Source organism: Ensifer adhaerens (assembly GCF_002940685.1).
Taxonomy (GTDB): Bacteria; Pseudomonadota; Alphaproteobacteria; order Rhizobiales; family Rhizobiaceae; genus Ensifer; species Ensifer adhaerens_E.
In genome coordinates, this window is sequence record NZ_PNFP01000010.1 from 282,633 (window position 1) to 300,786 (window position 18,154).

Below are 18,154 nucleotides of genomic sequence, written 5' to 3' on the forward strand. Positions count from 1 at the left end.
CCATTTGGAGCGCTGCCGCCCCAATCTCCACAGTCAGGATGTCGGTATTCCCTGCCACTCGCAATCGAAGAATGGTTACCGTTCTTACAGTCCCGGTGCGGCTTTGCCGTTTCAAGATTACAAAGATTACAAATGTGACAACGCGGATAACGCGAGCCGCTTTGATCATTAAGCCAGCGCCGCCTATGATGGCGGCGGGAGGACCTGCATGCTGAGTGAGAGAATACGGATTCTGATCGTCGAGGACGATCCGGACATGGCGGAACTCGTTTCCGATCTGGTGGAGGCCGAAGGCTGGATGCCGCTGACGGCGCCTTCGGCGGAGGCGGCCGCCGTCGTCCTTGAGCGGGAAACGGTGCACCTGGTGCTCGTCGACCACAACCTGCCCGGAACTTCGGGCCGGACCTTTGCGCAGCGACTGCGGGCGCGCACCAATATCGGCATCGTCATGGTCACGGCGGCCGGCAGTGCGGCCGACCGGGTGCTGGGCCTGGAGACGGCGGCCGACGACTATGTCGTCAAGCCGTTCGAGCCGATCGAGCTGACGGCCCGGATCAAGGCGGTGCTTCGACGCACCTACCCGTCGCTGAAGCCGGAGCGGGAGGCAGAGCGCGCGCATGAGCCCGCCGCGCTGAAGCTCGGCGACTGGTCGATCGACCTCAAGAGCCGGCGCGCGGTCTGCCTTTCCGACGCGACCAGGTCACTCACCAGCGCCGAGTTCGCGCTGCTCGAAATCCTCGCGGAAACGCCGAATGCGCCGGTCAGCCGCGCGCATATCCTGGACCGGCTGGGGGCCGAAAGCGATCGCTACATCGACCGCAACGTCGATGTGCTCGTGCTGCGCCTGCGGCGCAAGATCGAGCGCAATCCGGACCTGCCGCGCCACATCAAGACGCGGCGCGGCAAGGGCTATGTGCTGGATACCGACGACGGCGAGGCCCGGCCGTGATCAGCCGCCCGTTCCTTTCGTCGATTGCCTTCCGCCTGCCGTTTGCGATCGTTTTCATCTGCGTGCTCGTCTTCAGCCTGGCAACGGTTGCCGTATTCGGGCTGCAAAGGGCGCGTGACGAAATGGCGGCCTACGGGCTGCAGGCCTTTTCCAGCCTCGCCAAGGCCTCCCTGGTTTCGCGCCAGGTTTCCGATCTCGTTTCGAGCGCGCCGTTCCTGATGAATGCGACCTCGCCCTATCGGGTATCGAGCGAAAGCCGCTCGGTCGTCGCGCAGGTCGACGCCCTGCTTCAGACCATGGCGCCGGAGACCGGCAAGACGGCGGTCGAGGGCTTTGCCAGCGCCCACATCGTCGAGTTGCTGGACGCGATCCGCACACAGACGGTGACGCTCGCGGCCGACGCCGATTCGGCTCAGCAGTACAAGGCCGATGCGGCAGCAGCCCTCGGAGAGATCGCCACCGGCAACGGCATCGCGGACGCCGGGATTCGCCAGAGCCTCAACGCGATCGTGCAATCGGCATCCAATTCCGACAGCCTGTTCCAGCTCGGCGAACTGCGCCGCCGCTACGTTGCCGTAACGACGCCCCGGCTGGCGCCCGCCGAGCCGGATAGCCGGATTTCGGCAGCCGAGCTGACGCCCTATGAACGGGTGTTCGAAGCGCAGACCCACTATCTTCTGGAAATGTTCGCCATCCGCGCCGCGGTGGCGCGGCTGCACACGGTCTCGCGCGATCTTTCCCACGCCACGGAAACACAAAGCGAGGCCGTCGCCCGCGGGCTTAACGAGGATCTCGCCTCGACCTCCGACGCATTGAGCCGCCTGCTCGTCATCGTCGCGGTCTCCGCGTTGCTTGTGCTCGTCATGGCGATCTTCTCCATCCGCTCCGTCATGCGGGTGTCGCGCGGCATCGTCTCGCTCTCCAAGGGCATGAACGCGCTCGCGCAGGGGCGCCGTGACGTCGATACGCCGAGCTACAAGGGCACGGAAACGGAATTCCTCCGGCTGCTCGAAGCCTTCAGCGCGTTCCGCGAAAGTGTCGAGCGCGTATCGCGGCTGCGCCGCACCGCCGAGGCGGCGGCGCGCACGATTCGCTCGACCTTCCGCAACATGAACGAGGGCATCGCGCTCTTCGACCCGGGCGGCAGGCCGATCACGATGAACCGGCGCGTCATGGAGCTCGTCGGCTGGCCGGGCTCGGCGCGGAAGCTGCCGCTGCGCCGTTTCGTCAGCCCGATGCCGGAGATCGACCCGTCCCTCCTGCCCGCCGATCATGACGCGGGATCGCTCGACGACAGGCTCGTGCTGCGCCATCGATCCGACGCGGGTCGGGTGACAGAGGTCTCCCTGTCGCGGCAGCCGGATCGCGGCATCGTGCTTCTGGCGCGGGACGTGACGGAGATCGACCGGCAGGAGGCCGAGGCGGCCAAGGCGCAGCGGCTGGACGGGATCATGCGCATGACGCACCAGGTCAGCCACGAGGTGGGCAACATGATCGGCATCATCACCGGCAGCCTCGGGCTGCTGGAGCGCGAAACAGGCTTCAGCGACCGGCAGAAAAGGCACATTGCCCGCATCCGCAAGGCGGCCGATCGCGGGCGCTCGCTGGCCTCGAGCATGCTGTCCGTCGGCAGCCAGCATCCGCTGCAGCCGGGTGCGCTCGAAATCGGCGCGGTGCTGCGCGGCATGGCCGACGTGCTGGAAATCGCCGTGGGCGAAAAATGCCGGCTCGTCTTCGAGATCGCCGATGGCTTGCCCAACGTGCATCTCGATGCCGCCCTTTTCGAGCAGGCAATCCTCAATCTCTGCCTCAACGCCGCCGCGGCCATGCCTCTTGGCGGAACCATCCTGATCCGCGCCGGCAGCCTCGAGGCCGATGTCGTCGTCTCCGTGACGGATGCGGGGATCGGCATGTCGCCGGAGGCGGTGGACAAGGCGTTCGAGCCCTATTTCACCACGCGCGACGAGGAGGGCGGCGCCGGCCTCGGTCTGGCCGTCGTCTATGGCTTCGTCCGCCAAAGCGGCGGCGATGCCCGAATAGTCTCGCAACCGGGGCGCGGAACGACGGTCGAACTCGTCTTTCCGCGCTGAACCGGCGCCCGCTTCTTGAGCGGCTTATGGCGTGCTTCGGCGCGAAAGGCGCAGCAGGGCGGCATCGATCCGCTCGCCGTTGTCGGTAAACACGGCCCAGAGCCACGCCATCAGCCACAGCATCAGGCACCACGCAAGCACGACATCGGACAGAAAATGCGCGCCGAAGACGATGCGGTTCAGCGAAAAGGCAAGGACCAGGGGCACGAGTGTGATGATCGCGGTTCGCCGCCATTGAACGGGCAATAGCAGTGTGAGTGCCACCAGCGCGATCGCGGTTGCGGATTCGCCTGACGCAAAGGAACAGCTGCGCGAGCAGGCGTCTGAGACCTGAAAGGCCGGCGTGAAGGGCATGCTGCCGCCGAAATCCGTGATCTCATTGGGGCGCGCCCGTCCGATCAGCCGCTTCAGCGCCTGAATGAGCAGCCCCGGACCGAGGGCAAAGAAGGTCAGGAAAAACAGCGCCTTGTGCGGGCGGGGCAACCATGCGCGGGGGGCTACGGCCTGCGCGACCAGGAGCGCCAGCACGCAAGGCAGAATGAACACCGGCAGGGCCCGGTTGAGATCGCGAAGGGCCCGCAGCGCCGGCTCCCGCGAGAGCGGAAAGTCGCCGCTGGCGAATGCGGCCCAGCGCGAGACGGCAAGATCGATGCCGGGAAAGGCCATGAAGACGAAAGCCGCAAAAATGGTCAGCGTGCCGGCGGCGGCGATCGGCTGGTGTTCAACGCGGGCGCGCGCCTGCCCCGGCCAGAGGCGAGGGTTGGGGCGCAGCCACCGGTTGCTGCTTGAAGAGGTTGCCGTGGATGGATAAAGGCTGGACATGCCGGTCGCTCGCAAGTTGTCGGTGTGTGTGGGCCGGACACTTGCTCCGCTCTGTCAAGGCTGCGTGGAGGAATTGGGAGCGCTTGATGCGCAAGAGGGAGCGCGAGTTGCTGCCGGCCAAATGGCAGCGGCGGCGTCGCGGTCGATCGGATAATTGTTGCGGCGCTGCGACTTCTCCGTGCAGGTGAGCGGGTAGGGGAGGCCTGCCTGGTTGGCGCGCGAGCACTTCGCAATCGCCAACTCGAAACGGCCGACCGCTGTGTCGCTGCGCTCGGATTACGTCGTTTCGAGATAGGCGGCGATCTCCGCCTCGGCGACCAGTTCGCCTGCGACCAACGCCTCGCCGCGATAGCGCCAGATGTTGCGGCGATAGGCGATTTTCGTCATGTGGTATTCGAGGGTATCGCCAGGTTGGACCGGTTTGCGGAACCGCGCCTTGTCCACCGCCAGCATGTAGATGATCTTCGGGGTCAGACCTTGAGCGATTTTCGAAGCCGCGCAGGCGACGCCCGCGGTCTGTGCCATGCCCTCTATGATCAGCGCGCCGGGGAACACCGGATTGTCGGGAAAGTGACCCTGAAACTGTGGTTCGTTGATGGAGACGTTCTTCACGCCGATACAGTGCTCCTCTCCACGGATCGAGGTGATGCGATCCACCAGCAGAAACGGATACCGATGCGGGATCGAGCGCAGGATTTTCACAATGTCAGCAGATTGCAGACCGTCGGATTTGGCGTTCATGGGGCTTTCGACTGGATATGGATTGTTGGTCTTTTGAACCTTGGTGGATGTCGCCTCAGGTGAGTTGAGGCAGCGCGCTCGGCGCAGATGTGCCGAAACATGCCTTCACCCTGGTCTGCTCGAAGCTTGAGCTGGCCGAAATCCGCCTCCGTTCATTTTTCGATCGCCGCCGGTGCGCGCACCTGCAACGTTCGTCGCCGGACCCTCAAGGTCATTTGCCAAGGTTTGGCGAAGATTTGTCCGGCGCTCTATCCGGAGGGTCGGTCAAGCGGCCATCGCGGCGCGCGGAAGAATTGCAACGCGGCTCTATTCGTCTCATAAGCTGCTGATCACAACATCAGGCCCAAGGAGTTAGTTCATGGTCGATAAGGGTCTCATCCTTCTGGCGGAGGACGAGCCGGAGATTGCGCAGATCCTGGACGCCTATCTCGTTCGCGACGGTTTCCGGACGGTGCGTGCCGCCGATGGCGAAACGGCTCTGACCCATCATGCGGTGTTGTCGCCGGACCTGGTGCTGCTGGACGTTCGCATGCCGAAGCTCGATGGTTTCGAGGTGCTCGCCCGCCTCAGGCGCGAGGGCAACACGCCGGTCATCATGACCACGGCGTTGGCAGAGGACCTCGATCGGCTGACCGGGCTGAGGCTTGGCGCCGATGATTACGTGGTCAAGCCGTTCAATCCGCAGGAGGTGGTGGCGCGCGTGAACGCCGTGCTGCGTCGCACCCGCGCCGGTGCCGGCGCCACCGTGCTTCGTTTCGAGAATGTCGAAGTCGATCTCGACGCCCATGTCGCTTTCGTCGAAAAGAGCGGCAAGCGGCAATCGGTGCCGCTGACGCTGAGCGAGTTCCGAATTCTCGCCCACATGATCCGCCGGCCGACGCATGCCTTCGATCGTGCCGATATCCTCGACGCCTGCCTGCCCGACAGCGATGCGCTGGCGCGCACGGTCGACACCCACATCGCCAACCTCAGGCGCAAGCTGGAGGATCTCGGTGCCTGCGGGTTCTTCAGCGCGGTGCGTGGGGTTGGTTATCGCTTCGTGGAGCCGAGATGAAAGCCAGTCTGTCGCGCCTTCCGCTGGGTATCCTGACCGCCTTCGTGATTGTCACCCTGCTCGTCTTCAGCGTCGTCATCGTTTACGGCGGCGTGAACTCCATGGAGGGGCAGCTTGAGGCCCGGATGCTGGAGAGGATGCCGGAAAAGGCGGCGCAGGCGTACAAGGATCTCAACAGCGGCAAGGTGCCGACGCCGGACGCGCTGCAGGCCCTGCTGGCCAGCACGAAGGAGCTTGAGGAGTGGGGAAACTGGGAAGTCGACAAGCTCATTCTCGGCTTCGGGGGTATCGCCGTCGCCTTCTGCGGGCTCGTCGGCTACTGGCTGGCACGCAAGATCAGCCGCCCGCTTGAGGTGCTGGCAAGGGCGACGCAGGACCTCAGGGCCGGCGACTTCGCGGTGCGTGTCGGCTCGATCCGCAAGGGGGCCAAGGAGGTGGCTACTCTCGTGAAAACATTTGATGAACTGGCGGCCGAGCTTGAAAGCATGGAAAGCAGGCTGCGCTTCAACACGATGGCCGTGGCGCACGAACTGCGCACGCCGCTGACGATCCTTCAGGGCAATCTCCAGGGCATGGCCGACGGCGTCTTCCCGCTGGAGCAGGAGAGGGTGCGGCAACTGCTGCTGCAGGTGGAGGGGCTTTCCGCCCTGGTGGAGGATCTGCGCACCTTGTCGCTCGCCGCCGGCCAGAAGCTGGTCACCCAACGCCAGCCCGTGGATCTCGCCGTCGAGGCGACGCAGGTCCTCGGCGCGTCGCGGGCCCTGCTCGGCTCCGTCGGCATGTCGGTGGAACTGGCGCTTCAGCCGGTACGAATTTCCGGGGATTCGCAGCGCCTGCGCCAGGCGCTTCTGGCGCTGATCGAAAATGCGACCCGCTATGCGGCAAGCGGCGGCGTCTTGCGCTGCGAAACCGGGCGGCGAGGCGCCGACGAGGCTTTTGTCCGGATACTGGACCGCGGCCCCGGGCTACCGGACGATGTCTCGACCTATTCGATCGACCTGTTCTGGCGCGGCGATGCCTCGCGGTCGCGCGCGACAGGCGGTACCGGCCTTGGCCTTTCCGTAGTCCAGGCGATCGCGAAGGCGCATAGCGGACGGCTGGAGTTTGCCTCGCGCGCCGGCGGCGGCGCCGTGATCACGCTCGTCCTGCCGCGGGAAACCACCGCCTGAGTGCCTCGCGCGGCCGCCCCGGCGCCGCGGCCTCGTCCCCGCAGACGGGAAAAATGATCGCTCCGTCTCTGCTCTCGCCTTCAGCAGGCCCTCTGCCGACCGCTTCTCCGCAAATCCTTGACAGTGCCCCGGCACACCTGCGCTGGCCGGATCTCCCGGCCAGCAGCGTTTGCTCTCAAGGATTGCACCATGTCCCTGGAATTCAGGCAGGAATACAGCGCGGATCTGCGGTTGCCGGTTCAAGACGGCAAGGCATTCATCAGTGAACCGTTGGCGCCTTCGGACCGGCCGGCTTCTGCGCCGGCCGCCGGTGAACGTTCAGGGGCGAAAACGTCGATCGCGGGCCATGTTCTCAAGCTCGGCCTGAGGGTCAGCCTGAAACGCGCCGTCGTCTTTTCCATGCGGTTTGCACGCCATCCTTTCCTGACCGCCCGCTGGATCAGCTTTCTCGGCGAGTTCGGCGAGCGCTATCGGCTCGGCCTGCCGCATGACGATCTCGTGCGCAAATCGATCCCGACGTTCTTCCTGCACGGCGCCTCGCCGGCGACACGGCTTGACCTCTTGCTCAATCATTTCGATGTCGCGAGCGAGGTTCTGTCGCGCCGTTCGCTGATGGCGCTCTGGCGCGGCAGCACGCTGGAAATGGGCACGGTTTCCGGCCGCAGCGAGAATTATCGCATCCAGCTGCAACTGGCCGACCATAGCGGCGCGCGCCATGAGGGTGCGTTCGCGATCCGGCTGCGCCGACAGAGCGACGGCTATGCGCTCTGCACCGTCGGCTTCATCTTCGTGCGTTGCGAGGGCGATACCTACAGTCTGGCCGTCGGCGGGATGCAGGGACCAAAAGGCGAGGATGCGAAGCGATCGCTGATCACGGCGACCCGAGATCTCGGTGGGCTTCGACCGAAGGATGCGGTCCTGCTCGTCCTCAATGGCCTGGTGACGGAAGGTCACGCCGGCCACGTCTTTGCGGTTTCGAACGAAAAGCACGTCATCAACCGCCGCCGTTTGAAGCGACGCCGGATGATGAGAACCGATCTCGATGCCTATTGGTGCGACCGCGGTGGCGTCCCGGCCGAGCCCTTCGGCTTCAGCCTGCCGATCGGTGACGACGAGGCGGCGAAGGACGGCAACAGGCGCGATCAGAGCAAACGTGCGTTTCGCGACATCGGCGCGTGGTTTTACTGACTGCCGGCGTCACACCGGTGCCGACAAGGCCAAGAGTGGCGCCGTTGTCGCACTCAGCGGATCTTCGTGAAGGTCATCTCGAAGGCGCCGGAGACGATCCGTCCGGTCGGTGTCGGGGTAGCGTCATCGATATGGAACACCATGTCCCGTGAAAGCACGAAATAGGTGTTCGCCGACATGGCGTAGAGCGGCTCGCTGACGCCCTCCTTCAACGAAACCGACAGCTGGCCTGCCTCTGTGGCAATCGAGAACGTGCCTCGGTTCGGAACCTGATATTCGCCGGCCAGCTTTGCAGCCCTGTCGGCGGAAACCGGAACGCTCGGCCGTTCGATGCTGCGGTAATCGGGCCAGCCATAGGCGACCGAAACGCTGTGGACCAGTTCATTGGCCAGTTCGCCGCCCTGTTGCCCGTTGGTCATGATCACGACGCCGTCGCCGCTTCCGGAAAACGCGACGAGCAAGGCCTCGTATCCGGCATTGCTGCCGCTATGGGAGAAGCTGTGAACGCCGGACGTGGTGCGGAGGCTGAAGCCAAGGCCGTAGTCGGACTTCACCGGCGTCAGCATCGCATCGGCAAGTGCGGGCGGCAACAGCGCGTCGGGTGCGTGGCTTGCCGCGGCGCGGACCGCGAGGGCGAAGCGGGCAAGGTCGCTCGGCGTCGTCCAGAGCCCGGCTGCCGCGCGTTCCGGGTAGGTGTGTGGACCGCCGGCAATTGGATCGCCCTTGGCGTCATGCGGCCAGGCAGCCGTCCGCAGCGCCGTTTCGCCAAGCGGTTGCGCAAAGCTGCTGTGCGTCATGCCGGCAGGATCGAGCACGGTTTCTCGCAGGACGTCGACAAAGGTCTCGCCGGTTGCATCACCGATCAGTTTCTGGATGACCGTGTAACCGCCGCCGGAATAGCGCCAGGCCGTTCCCGGTGGGGTATCGACGAGGACGGCCGGCGTGTTTGCAGGTGGCCGGCCGACAAGCACGTCTTCCGTGCTTGGCACTGGCGTTCCGGCGGCATAGCCCGGAAAGCCCGGCACCGTCGTCCCTGCCGTGTGCGAAAGCAACTGGCGCAGCGTAACGGGATGCCCGCCTGCGCCTGGGAGCTTCCAGCCTTGAAGCTGCTCGTTGACGTCGCGGTCAAGGTCGAGCTTGCCCCGATCGACCAGCCGCAGCGCGGCAAGGGCCGCCACGGGCTTGCTGATCGATGCCGCCTGAAAGACCGTCCCGGGCGTGATCGGCGGTCCGCCGGGACTGACGACGCCATAGCCCTTCGCCCAGGCGATCTTGCCGCCCTGCAGTACGGCGATGCTGACGCCTGGCACGTGCAGCCGCGCCATCTCGTCGGTGAGCGACCGGCGCGCTGCGGGTGCGCCGGCAATCAGGACCGCCGGCGCAAGACCGTGTTCCACCGCATCGACCATCGCCGCCAGATCTGCTGGCGGGCGCGCACCATCCTCAGCCATCGTCTCGCCTGCGATGCCGCCGACAACCACAAGGGCAGATATCACCCGAATTGCACGCATGGATGCCTCCAATTTTGTCGCGGTTGTTTATACTGGCGCCGATTCGAAGCTACAACTGGAGGTAAGCATGACGCGGGCCGTTGCCAAGAGGCTCAAGCCGCACACGGGCGGATGCCTCTGCGGAGCAATCCGATTTGAGGCGCGGGGGACGGCGGGCAAGCCGCATACGTGTTCGTGCAAGATGTGCCAGCGCCATTCGGGCGCCTTGACCGTGGCGTGGGTCGAGTTTCCGAGCGAAGCCGTAACATGGACCGGACCGGGTGGGGCGCCTTCGGTCTACCGCTCCTCGGACTATTCCAGCCGCGCCTTCTGCCCGGCCTGCGGCAGCAGTCTTGGCGCGATCGACGATGCGCCGGTGGTTGCGCTCCTGCTCGGTGCCTTCGACAAGACGAGCGCTGCCGATCTGATCCCGAAGAGCCACAGCTATCGGACCGGGCGCCCCAAATGGTGGCATGTGGAGGTGGCGAAGCCGGCGACCTGACGAGCAAGGGCCGAAAGTGATTGACCGGTAGGGGGGCTGCGTCAACAGGCGCTAGAGCAGCCCCTTGGTGGCAGCGCCGATGGCAATGATCCCGAAGGCGATCAGGACCAGGCCCGAAATGCGCGATACCCAGACGACGAAGCTGTCGGGAAGTCGCGTCCGGGCGATCGCGACACCGCCGCTTAAGAAGAACCACCAGCCGAGCGACCCCAGGAAGACGCCCAGGACCACGACAGCAGCGCTGAGCGCGTCGCCCGCTTCGGCAAGGCCGAGGCCGGCGAAGATCGCGGCAAAGGAGAGGATCGTCGCTGGGCTCGTCATCGTCAGGAAAAACGTGGCTATGGTCGTGCGAATGAGATCGCGTCCGCCGACATCGGCCGCGGCCGTCACCGGCCTTGGCCGCAATCCGCTCCAGCCGAGCCAGATCATGAACAGTCCGCCGGCGAGGCTCAGCGGCGTTGCGATGATCGCAAGCACCGCCGCGAAGGCGGCAAAACCGATCGCCGCAAGGGCTGCATAGGTCGCATCGGCGGCCGCGGTTCCAAGACCGCCGGCAACACCCGCCCAGAAACCGCGCTCCAGCGTGCGGTTGATGCAGAGCGCCCCGATCGGGCCCAGAGGGGCCGCGACCGCGAGGCCGACGAGGAGGCTTTTTCCAAACAGTAATGTAGACATAGGCGTAGAGCTCCCGGCCGCGACATGCTCATTCCACCCTGTTCAAGGACGGGGCATGCGCAGCAATTCAACAATGTTGCAGCAGTTTGCGCGTCGCTCAGCCGCGCGGCGCAGTCGTCGCCAGGCTCTCGCGGACACTCGAAAGCGCGATCACCGTTTCGCTACGCGCCAGGAACCGCCGTTGCTTCAACTCGGCAAGGAACGGCTCAAGCTCGCCGAGCGAGGGCATCCGCACCTTGACGCAATAGGACCAGGCGCCCGTGACATGGTGGCATTCAGCAACTGCCGGGTGGCCTGCCATGAAGGTCCGGAAGGTTGCCTCGTCTGCGTCCGGCGCAAGGCCGACCCAGACAAAGGCGAGCACGTCGAGGCCGAGCGCGCGGTGATCGACCTCGACTGTGAAATTTCGGATCACGCCGTTGGCGACGAGCCGACGGATGCGCTCGTTGACAGCTGAAGGCGACAACTCGACCGCCGCTCCGATATCGGTCAGCGATCGTCTCGCGTCTTCAGCGAGAATTTCGACGATTTTTCTGTCAACAGCGTCCATTCCCAATGAATACGCTGAATATAATAAAATGTACAGAGGATTCTTCTGTTTCGAATTCGCTTGGCCACTGAAACGTTGGTCTAGCTCGTTTATTCGATATCCCGCAATGCATCGAGCGGGCCTGTGAGCGCCGTTCGTGGCTGGACCAGTTCGGGCTGGATGAGATGGATGCGCGCTTGCGGGCGTGCTTCCTCGATCACCTCGAAGGCCTTGGTGATCATGCCCTCGACGTCCTGGCGGATCATGATGACCGGGAAGGGCAGGAAGGACGCAAAGGGGTCGTAATCGTAGCAGCCGACCACGAGGTCGGCGAAGTTTTCGTGGGGGTGGCCGGCCATGAAGCGCAGCAGGCCCTCGAAGTTGATCGACGAGTTGACGAAAAGACCGCGCGGCAATCGGCCGTTCCGCTCGTAGAAGGCTTCGAAGGCGAGGCGCGCATTGTTCGGCGCATAGCCCGTCGGCTGGATGCATTCGTCCGGATCCGCGCCGAGGAGTTCGTTCTTGACGGCGCGGAAGCCGCGGATGCGTTCGCGGCTGGCATGATCGTTACGACCGCCGAAGAGATAGAGTTCGTCCGGCAAGAGCGGCCGATCTCCCTCGAAGCGGCGGATGATCGCCTCCGTCAGCATCCGTCCGCCTTCGTAGTTGTCGCTGATGACGGAGGGCACCCTGGTGCCGGGCAGGTCGATGTTGATGTGCTTGAGGCCGGCCGCCTCGCAAACCTCATGCACGCCATCGGGATCGGTGGCGCCGCAGATGAAGAGTTCATCGATCGAATAGGAGATCAGCGTCTCGGCAGTCTTGCGCTCCTCTTCGGGATCGCGGCTGGCGCTGACGACGATCGGGCATTGTCCCTTGCTCCGGACATGCGCTTCGAATGTCTGGGCCATCGACGAGAAGTAGCGGTTGTCGTGGATCGGCAGCAGCAGGCCGATCAGGCCCGAGCGGGAACTGCGCAAGCCCCGTGCCTGTCGGTTGGCTGTATACTGGTGCGTCTCGGCGAGGTTGCGGATCAGTTCGGCCGTGCTTTCCTTGATCCGCCGCTTCTGCCAAGTGCCGTTCAGAACCGCACTTACGGTTGAGGGCGAACTGCCGGATAGCACCGACAGGTCGTAGATCGTCGCTTTCTTCTTGCCGCTGCTCGCCATCGTTTTCTCCCCTGATCGTTCTAGTGCCGATTTCCCCTTGACGAAAGATTAAGTCTGCACAATAGTTCTTGCACCATCGATTGTGCAAACAAGAAATATCGATTGTGCAAATTGACGGGGCCGTCTGAGGAGGCGGCGTTTCAGGGAGGCGAGGACTAGCTTCGCCAGTGATGGTTTGAAACTGGAGGCCGGCGCCGAGGCGACCGGGTGCGTTCCCTTGATGGGAACGAGTGGAGGAGAGAACATGATCAGGAAAATTCTCGTCGCCGCCCTGGCGACATCGCTGGCGCTTGCGAGTTCCGCAGCCGCCTTTGCGCAGGATGCCGGCAAGGTCGGCGTCGTCGTCAAGATCGGTGGCATTCCGTGGTTCAACGCCATGGAGGCGGGCATCAAGGAGCGCGGCCAGAAGCTCGGCATCGACGCGTTCATGGTTGGTCCGACCAGCGCCGACCCGGCCCTTCAGGTGCGCGCCATCGAGGATCTCATCGCCCAAGGCGTGAAGGTGATCGGCGTGGTTCCGAACGACGCCAAGGTGCTCGAGCCGGTGCTCACCAAGGCCAAGGAAAAGGGCATCATCGTCATCACCCACGAATCCCCGAGCCAGAAGGGCGCCGACTGGGATTTCGAGCTCGCATCCTCCACCGGTTTCGGTGAGGCGCATGGCAAGCTGCTCGCCGAGAAGATGGGTGGCAAGGGTGAATATGCAGTGTTCGTCGGCTCGCTGACGGTGCCTCTGCACAATGCCTGGGCCGATGCGGCGATCGCCTATATCAAGAAGAACTATCCCGACATGACGCTGGTCGGTGACCGCTACGGCGTTGCCGAAGACGTCGACAAGAGCCGGTCGACCGCGCTCGACCTGATCTCTGCCCATCCGAACCTGAAAGGCTTCCTCGCCTTCGGCAGCCAGGGCCCGATCGGCGCCGGCCGTGCCGTCGAGGAGCGCCGCAAGGTCGGCGAGATCTTCGTGCTCGGTCCCTTCTCGCCCGGCCAGGGCCAGAAACTGGTGAAATCCGATGCGATCTCCGGCGGCTTCATGTGGAATCCGAAGCAGGCCGGCGAAGTCTTCGTCACGCTTGCGGACAAGCTGATGAAGGGCGAGGAGGTCAAGGACGGTGACGAGATCGAAGGTCTCGGCAAGGTCAAGCCGGACTTCGAAAACCGCAACATCATCGTCGACCAGCTCGTGCCGATCAACAAGGATACGGTCGCGGATCTCGCGGCCATGGGTCTCTAAAGGATCCCAGGGGTTCTCCCGGCTGCTGGGCCGGCTTCGGCCGGCCTGGCAAGTCCCCTCAACCGTACTGGAGCCGGATGAGGAAAGGTGTTTGCGGTTTCTGCCCGCATCTTGCTCCGACATAACGTGATTTAGGGGCAGTTCATGCACCAGCTTGCGACCGCGGGAGGAGGCGAAAAGCCGCTTCTGTCCCTGCGCGACATCAACATGACCTTCGGTGGCGTCAAGGCGCTCAAGAATGTGAGCTTCGACGTTCGCCCGGGCGAGGTTCATTGTCTTGCGGGCGAAAACGGCTGCGGCAAGAGCACGCTGATCAAGATCATCACCGGCGTCTACCGCCCGGCCGACGGGGCCTCGATCGAGTTCGATGGCGAAACCTATTCCCACATGTCGCCGGTGACCGCGCAGGATCGCGGCATCCAGGTGATCTGGCAGGACCTGGCGCTGTTTCCCGAGATGAGCGTCGCTGAAAACATCGCCTTCCAGACCGTGATCGGCCGCTGGCCGAAACTCGTTGACTATGGCCGCATGCGCCAGATCGCGACTGACGCGCTCGCCCGCCTCGGCGTGACGCTCGATGTCGATCTGCCGCTGAAGGAATATGCCATCGCCCAGCGCCAGATCGTCGCGATTGCCCGGGCGCTGGTGGGGGAAGCGAGGCTCGTCTTCATGGACGAGCCGACCGCATCGCTGACGCAATCGGAAACCGATCATCTGCTTGATATCGTTCGCGGCCTTTCTGCTTCAGGTGTCGCCGTCGTCTTCGTCAGCCATCGTCTCGCCGAGGTGCTGGAGATCTCGAGCCGCATCACGGTGCTGCGCGATGGCGCTCTGGTCGGCGTCTATCCCGCCACCGGCATGACCCAGTCGCGCATCACCGAGCTGATGACCGGCAAGACCTTCGATCAGCAGGTGCGGGCAAAGCCGCGCGACGGCCAACCCGTCGTGCTCGACGTGGAGGGTTTGTCGCGCCCCGGCCAGTTCGAGGATGTGTCGCTCACCGTGCGTCGCGGCGAGACGCTGGGGATCACCGGCCTGCTCGGCGCGGGTCGCACGGAACTGGCGCTCACCCTCTTCGGCATGCTGAAGCCGGCATCCGGCACCATCGCGCTTGAAGGTAGACCCGTTCGCTTCTCCTCCAACCGCGACGCGATCGCGGCGGGTGTCGCCTATCTCTCTGAGGACCGATTGTCGCTCGGCCTCATCCAGCCGCAGGCGATCGCCGACAACCTGGTCATCAGTTCGCTCGACAAGATCCTTGCAGGCGGTCTGCTCTCGGAAGAGCGCAAGCGCAGCCTCGTTTCCCGCTGGATCGCCGACCTCGGCGTCAAGATTGGCCTGCAGCAGGATGCGATCTCGACGCTTTCGGGCGGCAACCAGCAGCGCGTGGCGATCGCCAAGTGGCTGGCCACCGACCCGAAGCTGCTGATCCTCGATGCCCCGACCGTCGGCGTCGATGTCGGGGCGCGCGCCGGCATCTTCGACATCGTCGCGCGGCTCGCCGAAAGCGGGCTTGCGATCATCCTGATCTCCGACGAGGTGCCGGAGGTCTATTTCAACGCCGACCGGGTGCTGCACATGGCGCAGGGTCGCATCGTCGGCAGCTATGATCCGCGCACATCCTCGCTCGCCGACATCGAGGGAGCGGTCTATGCGTAGCTTCGTTCGCACCCACGCGACCGAAGTGTCGCTCTTTGCCGTCATCGTCGCGATCAGCGCCGTGCTGTCGGTCTCGACCGCCAATTTCTTTTCGCTCGGCAATGCCTTCGACCTGCTCAACATCAGCTCGGTCAACATCATCTTCGCCGTCGGGTTGCTGGTGGTGCTGATCGCCGGCGGCATCGACATCTCCTTCGCCGTTGCCGCGTCGGTCGTGCAATACGGCACGGCGATCGCGCTCGGCTGGATCGGCAGCGGCGGATGGGTATCGGGACTGCTGATCGCCGCCTCACTCGGCATCCTGCTCGGCGCGATCAACGCCTTCCTGATCCACCGGTTCAAGGTGATCTCGATCGTCGCGACGATCTCCACCTTCAACATATATTTCGGGCTGTTGATGTTCTTCACCAAGGGCGTGTCGATCTACGACCTGCCGGACTGGCTGACGGACCGCGTCATCCTGTTCGAACACGAGATGCCCGATGGCACCTGGATCGAGATCACGCTGCCGGTGCTGGTCATGGTCATCTGCGTCATCGCCACCTGGGTGCTGATTACCCGCACCACCACCGGCCGTCAGCTCTACGCCTTCGGCGACAATCCGGAAGGTGCGCGCCGTTTCGGGATCAACATCGGCGCCATGCAGTTCATCGCCTTCGGCTGGCTCGGCCTGATGGCCGGCATCGGCGGCCTGATCCAGGCGCATTATGCGCAGGAAGTCGTGCCGAACGCGCTCTATGGCCGCGAGCTCGACGTGCTTGCAGCGGTCGTTCTCGGTGGTGCGCGGCTTGGCGGCGGCAAGGGCTCGGTGCTCGGCTGCGTGCTCGGCGTGCTGCTGATCTCGATCACCCAGAACGGGCTCAACCTGATGGGTGTGTCGCCCTTTGCCTTCAAGATGATCATCGGCGCCATCATTCTCGTCGCGATCACGCTCTCCAACTCCCGCATCGAAAGGCTTCTGCCCTTCGTCAACCAGAAAGGAGCCGGACGATGAGCGCGATCGTGGAGCGTTTGAAGGCTCTCATCGGGCCGGAGATGGCGGGGCCGGGGCTGGCTTTCCTTGCCGTCGTACTGGTCTTCGGCATCGCCTCGCCGCAGTTCCTGAGTGCCGCCACCTTCGGCTCGGTCGCTTTCCAGCTGCCCGAACTCGGGCTGCTGACGCTTGCCATGTTGCTGCCGATCCTGACGGGCGGGCTCAATCTGGCGATCACCTTTACCGCCAACATCGCCGGGCTGACGCTCGCCTGGGTGCTGCAGGCAAACGGCGGCGTCGAGGCCGGCCCCGGCGCCTTCGCGCTGGGTTCGGTTCTTGCCATTCTCGTTGGCGCGACGAGCGGCGTGATCATGGGCCTGGTGATCGCCTTTACCCGCGCCCATCCGATCCTGGTTTCCTTGTCGATGATGATCTTCCTGCGCGGCCTCGGCGAGTTCCTGACGCGCGGCGGCGACGTCTCCGGCTTTCCGGCCTACCTCGGTCCGCTCGGTCACGGATCGTTTCTCGGCGTGCCGATCCCGCTCATCGTCTTCATCGCCTGCGTGCTCGCCTGGCACGTGCTGCTCACCCGCAGCAAGCTCGGTTTCAACACCTACATGATCGGCTCCAACCTCGAGGCGACGCGCTATTCCGGCATCAACACCCGCAAGGTGATCGTGCTCGTCTATGCGCTGTCGGGGGCCATGTGCGCGATTGCCGGCATCATCATGCTGGCGCGCTTCAACTCCGTGCGCATCGGCCACGGTGAAAGCTACCTGCTGATCACGGTGCTTGCCTGCTTCTTAGGCGGCGTCAATCCGTTTGGCGGCTTCGGTCGGGTCATCCCCGTCTTCGTCGCGCTGGTGGTGCTGCAGCTTCTCTCGTCCGGCCTCAACCTCGTGGGCGCCAACCAGCACCTGGCGACCGCCGTCTGGGGGCTGCTGCTCGCCGGCGTCATGGTGCTGCGGTTCGTCGCGACCAAGTTCAAGATTTCGTTTGTCAGAAAGGAAACATGACCATGCAGGGTTTTGGCGTCCATACGAGCATGTGGACCATGAATTGGGATCGCCTCGGCGCCGAGCGCGCCGTCGCGGCCGCGGTGAAATACGCCGTCGACTTTATCGAGATCCCGATGCTCAATCCGCCGGCGGTCGACACCGCCCACACAAAGGCGCTGCTTGAGAAAAACAAGCTGCGCGCGGTCTGCTCGCTCGGGCTGCCGGAACGTGCCTGGGCGTCCGTCCGCCCGGATGCCGCGATCGAGCACCTGAAGGTGGCGATCGACAAGACGGCCGATCTCGGCGGCGAGGCTCTGTCTGGCGTCATCTACGGTGGCATCGGCGAGCGCACCGGCGTGCCGCCGACGGAGGCCGAATACGACAACATCGCCCGCGTGCTGCAGGCAGCCGCCAAGCATGCGAAGACCCGCGGCATCGAGCTCGGCGTCGAAGCGGTCAACCGCTACGAAAACCACCTGATCAACACCGGCTGGCAGGCGGTCGACATGATCAAGCGGGTCGGCGCCGACAATGTCTTCGTGCATCTCGACACCTACCACATGAACATCGAGGAAAAGGGCATCGGCACCGGCATTCTCGATGCCCGCGATTTCATCAAGTACATCCACCTGTCCGAAAGCGACCGCGGCACGCCCGGCTACGGCAATTGCGCCTGGGACGAGATTTTCGCGACACTGGCTGCGATCGGTTTCAAGGGCGGTCTTGCGATGGAGAGCTTCATCAACATGCCGCCCGAGGTCGCCTACGGTCTCGCCGTCTGGAGACCGGTTGCCAAGGACGAGGAGGAAGTCATGGGCAATGGCCTGCCGTTCCTCAGGAACAAAGCCAAGCAATACGGATTGATCTAGGCGGGCGCGTTCAGCGACGCCTCGGTCAGGACGGGAGGGT

Annotated in this window: 17 protein-coding genes; 11 read left to right on the forward strand and 6 right to left on the reverse strand. The window is 64.3% G+C overall.

Annotated elements, in window-relative coordinates:
- The first annotated feature begins 208 nt into the window (after positions 1 to 208).
- Positions 209 to 949: a response regulator gene (locus C1A35_RS20775; protein WP_104666133.1), complete on the forward strand. Its 741-nt coding sequence runs from the start codon at positions 209 to 211 to the stop codon at positions 947 to 949.
- The gene (locus C1A35_RS20780) at positions 946 to 3,039 is read left to right on the forward strand and encodes a two-component system sensor histidine kinase NtrB (RefSeq protein ID WP_104666134.1); all 2,094 of its coding nucleotides are present in this window, start codon (positions 946 to 948) and stop codon (positions 3,037 to 3,039) included. The genes C1A35_RS20775 and C1A35_RS20780 overlap by 4 nt, the downstream gene beginning before the upstream one ends.
- Positions 3,040 to 3,063: 24 nt before the next feature.
- Here the strand turns inward: C1A35_RS20780 and C1A35_RS20785 are convergent, their stop codons facing one another.
- A complete protein-coding gene (locus C1A35_RS20785; protein WP_104666135.1) occupies positions 3,064 to 3,861 on the reverse strand; it encodes a phosphatase PAP2 family protein in 798 nt (265 codons plus the stop codon).
- 276 nt (positions 3,862 to 4,137) lie between these two features.
- The gene (gene fabZ, locus C1A35_RS20790) at positions 4,138 to 4,602 is read right to left on the reverse strand and encodes a 3-hydroxyacyl-ACP dehydratase FabZ (protein WP_104666136.1); all 465 of its coding nucleotides are present in this window, start codon (positions 4,600 to 4,602) and stop codon (positions 4,138 to 4,140) included.
- Positions 4,603 to 4,960: 358 nt separating this feature from the next.
- Between fabZ and C1A35_RS20795 the strand changes: the two genes are divergently transcribed.
- The 3 genes from C1A35_RS20795 (at position 4,961) to C1A35_RS20805 (ending at position 8,013) form a co-directional block, all read left to right on the forward strand.
- On the forward strand, positions 4,961 to 5,656 hold the full coding sequence (locus tag C1A35_RS20795) for a response regulator (protein ID WP_104666137.1): 696 nt from the start codon (positions 4,961 to 4,963) through the stop codon (positions 5,654 to 5,656).
- Positions 5,653 to 6,825, forward strand: coding sequence for an ATP-binding protein (locus tag C1A35_RS20800; RefSeq protein WP_104666138.1), 1,173 nt, complete (start codon positions 5,653 to 5,655; stop codon positions 6,823 to 6,825). The genes C1A35_RS20795 and C1A35_RS20800 overlap by 4 nt, the downstream gene beginning before the upstream one ends.
- 189 nt (positions 6,826 to 7,014) lie before the next feature.
- On the forward strand, positions 7,015 to 8,013 hold the full coding sequence (locus C1A35_RS20805; RefSeq protein ID WP_104666139.1) for a DUF535 family protein: 999 nt from the start codon (positions 7,015 to 7,017) through the stop codon (positions 8,011 to 8,013).
- 53 nt (positions 8,014 to 8,066) lie between these two features.
- On the opposite strand, the gene C1A35_RS20810 is transcribed toward C1A35_RS20805, so the two are convergent.
- Positions 8,067 to 9,524, reverse strand: a complete 1,458-nt coding sequence (locus tag C1A35_RS20810; RefSeq protein WP_104666140.1) for a serine hydrolase domain-containing protein — start codon at positions 9,522 to 9,524, stop codon at positions 8,067 to 8,069.
- A 67-nt stretch (positions 9,525 to 9,591) separates the two neighbouring features.
- On the opposite strand from C1A35_RS20810, the gene C1A35_RS20815 reads away from it, so the two are divergent.
- Positions 9,592 to 10,005, forward strand: a complete 414-nt coding sequence (locus tag C1A35_RS20815; RefSeq protein ID WP_104666192.1) for a GFA family protein — start codon at positions 9,592 to 9,594, stop codon at positions 10,003 to 10,005.
- 51 nt (positions 10,006 to 10,056) lie between these two features.
- On the opposite strand, the gene C1A35_RS20820 is transcribed toward C1A35_RS20815, so the two are convergent.
- From C1A35_RS20820 to C1A35_RS20830, 3 genes are all read right to left on the reverse strand, one after another.
- Entirely contained in the window at positions 10,057 to 10,680 is a 624-nt protein-coding gene (locus C1A35_RS20820) for a LysE family translocator (protein WP_104666141.1), read from the reverse strand.
- A 97-nt stretch (positions 10,681 to 10,777) separates the two neighbouring features.
- Positions 10,778 to 11,230 carry an Lrp/AsnC family transcriptional regulator gene (locus tag C1A35_RS20825; protein ID WP_104666142.1) on the reverse strand — a complete coding sequence of 151 codons (453 nt, stop codon included), beginning with the start codon at positions 11,228 to 11,230 and terminating at the stop codon, positions 10,778 to 10,780.
- 89 nt (positions 11,231 to 11,319) lie between these two features.
- Positions 11,320 to 12,378: a LacI family DNA-binding transcriptional regulator gene (locus C1A35_RS20830; protein ID WP_104666143.1), complete on the reverse strand. Its 1,059-nt coding sequence runs from the start codon at positions 12,376 to 12,378 to the stop codon at positions 11,320 to 11,322.
- Positions 12,379 to 12,622: 244 nt separating this feature from the next.
- Between C1A35_RS20830 and C1A35_RS20835 the strand changes: the two genes are divergently transcribed.
- The 5 genes from C1A35_RS20835 to C1A35_RS20855 all read left to right on the forward strand — a co-directional run bounded on the left by C1A35_RS20835 (position 12,623) and on the right by C1A35_RS20855 (position 18,114).
- Positions 12,623 to 13,615 carry an autoinducer 2 ABC transporter substrate-binding protein gene (locus C1A35_RS20835; RefSeq protein WP_104666144.1) on the forward strand — a complete coding sequence of 331 codons (993 nt, stop codon included), beginning with the start codon at positions 12,623 to 12,625 and terminating at the stop codon, positions 13,613 to 13,615.
- 144 nt (positions 13,616 to 13,759) lie between these two features.
- Positions 13,760 to 15,274: a sugar ABC transporter ATP-binding protein gene (locus tag C1A35_RS20840; protein ID WP_104666145.1), complete on the forward strand. Its 1,515-nt coding sequence runs from the start codon at positions 13,760 to 13,762 to the stop codon at positions 15,272 to 15,274.
- Positions 15,267 to 16,268: an ABC transporter permease gene (locus C1A35_RS20845; RefSeq protein WP_104666146.1), complete on the forward strand. Its 1,002-nt coding sequence runs from the start codon at positions 15,267 to 15,269 to the stop codon at positions 16,266 to 16,268. Before C1A35_RS20840 ends, C1A35_RS20845 begins: the two co-directional genes overlap by 8 nt.
- On the forward strand, positions 16,265 to 17,263 hold the full coding sequence (locus C1A35_RS20850) for an ABC transporter permease (protein WP_104666147.1): 999 nt from the start codon (positions 16,265 to 16,267) through the stop codon (positions 17,261 to 17,263). The genes C1A35_RS20845 and C1A35_RS20850 overlap by 4 nt, the downstream gene beginning before the upstream one ends.
- 2 nt (positions 17,264 to 17,265) lie before the next feature.
- Positions 17,266 to 18,114 carry a sugar phosphate isomerase/epimerase family protein gene (locus C1A35_RS20855; protein ID WP_104666148.1) on the forward strand — a complete coding sequence of 283 codons (849 nt, stop codon included), beginning with the start codon at positions 17,266 to 17,268 and terminating at the stop codon, positions 18,112 to 18,114.
- Positions 18,115 to 18,154 lie beyond the last annotated feature (40 nt).

Coding starts and splice junctions, on each gene's coding strand:
- C1A35_RS20850 (WP_104666147.1), top strand. CDS start 16,265: ATGAGCGCGATCGTGGAGCGTTTGAAGGCTCTCATCGGGCCGGAGATG.
- C1A35_RS20815 (WP_104666192.1), top strand. CDS start 9,592: ATGACGCGGGCCGTTGCCAAGAGGCTCAAGCCGCACACGGGCGGATGC.
- C1A35_RS20825 (WP_104666142.1), bottom strand. CDS start 11,230: ATGGACGCTGTTGACAGAAAAATCGTCGAAATTCTCGCTGAAGACGCG.
- C1A35_RS20840 (WP_104666145.1), top strand. CDS start 13,760: ATGCACCAGCTTGCGACCGCGGGAGGAGGCGAAAAGCCGCTTCTGTCC.
- C1A35_RS20785 (WP_104666135.1), bottom strand. CDS start 3,861: ATGTCCAGCCTTTATCCATCCACGGCAACCTCTTCAAGCAGCAACCGG.
- fabZ (WP_104666136.1), bottom strand. CDS start 4,602: ATGAACGCCAAATCCGACGGTCTGCAATCTGCTGACATTGTGAAAATC.
- C1A35_RS20795 (WP_104666137.1), top strand. CDS start 4,961: ATGGTCGATAAGGGTCTCATCCTTCTGGCGGAGGACGAGCCGGAGATT.
- C1A35_RS20810 (WP_104666140.1), bottom strand. CDS start 9,524: ATGCGTGCAATTCGGGTGATATCTGCCCTTGTGGTTGTCGGCGGCATC.
- C1A35_RS20805 (WP_104666139.1), top strand. CDS start 7,015: ATGTCCCTGGAATTCAGGCAGGAATACAGCGCGGATCTGCGGTTGCCG.
- C1A35_RS20855 (WP_104666148.1), top strand. CDS start 17,266: ATGCAGGGTTTTGGCGTCCATACGAGCATGTGGACCATGAATTGGGAT.
- C1A35_RS20820 (WP_104666141.1), bottom strand. CDS start 10,680: ATGTCTACATTACTGTTTGGAAAAAGCCTCCTCGTCGGCCTCGCGGTC.
- C1A35_RS20835 (WP_104666144.1), top strand. CDS start 12,623: ATGATCAGGAAAATTCTCGTCGCCGCCCTGGCGACATCGCTGGCGCTT.
- C1A35_RS20845 (WP_104666146.1), top strand. CDS start 15,267: ATGCGTAGCTTCGTTCGCACCCACGCGACCGAAGTGTCGCTCTTTGCC.
- C1A35_RS20775 (WP_104666133.1), top strand. CDS start 209: ATGCTGAGTGAGAGAATACGGATTCTGATCGTCGAGGACGATCCGGAC.
- C1A35_RS20800 (WP_104666138.1), top strand. CDS start 5,653: ATGAAAGCCAGTCTGTCGCGCCTTCCGCTGGGTATCCTGACCGCCTTC.
- C1A35_RS20830 (WP_104666143.1), bottom strand. CDS start 12,378: ATGGCGAGCAGCGGCAAGAAGAAAGCGACGATCTACGACCTGTCGGTG.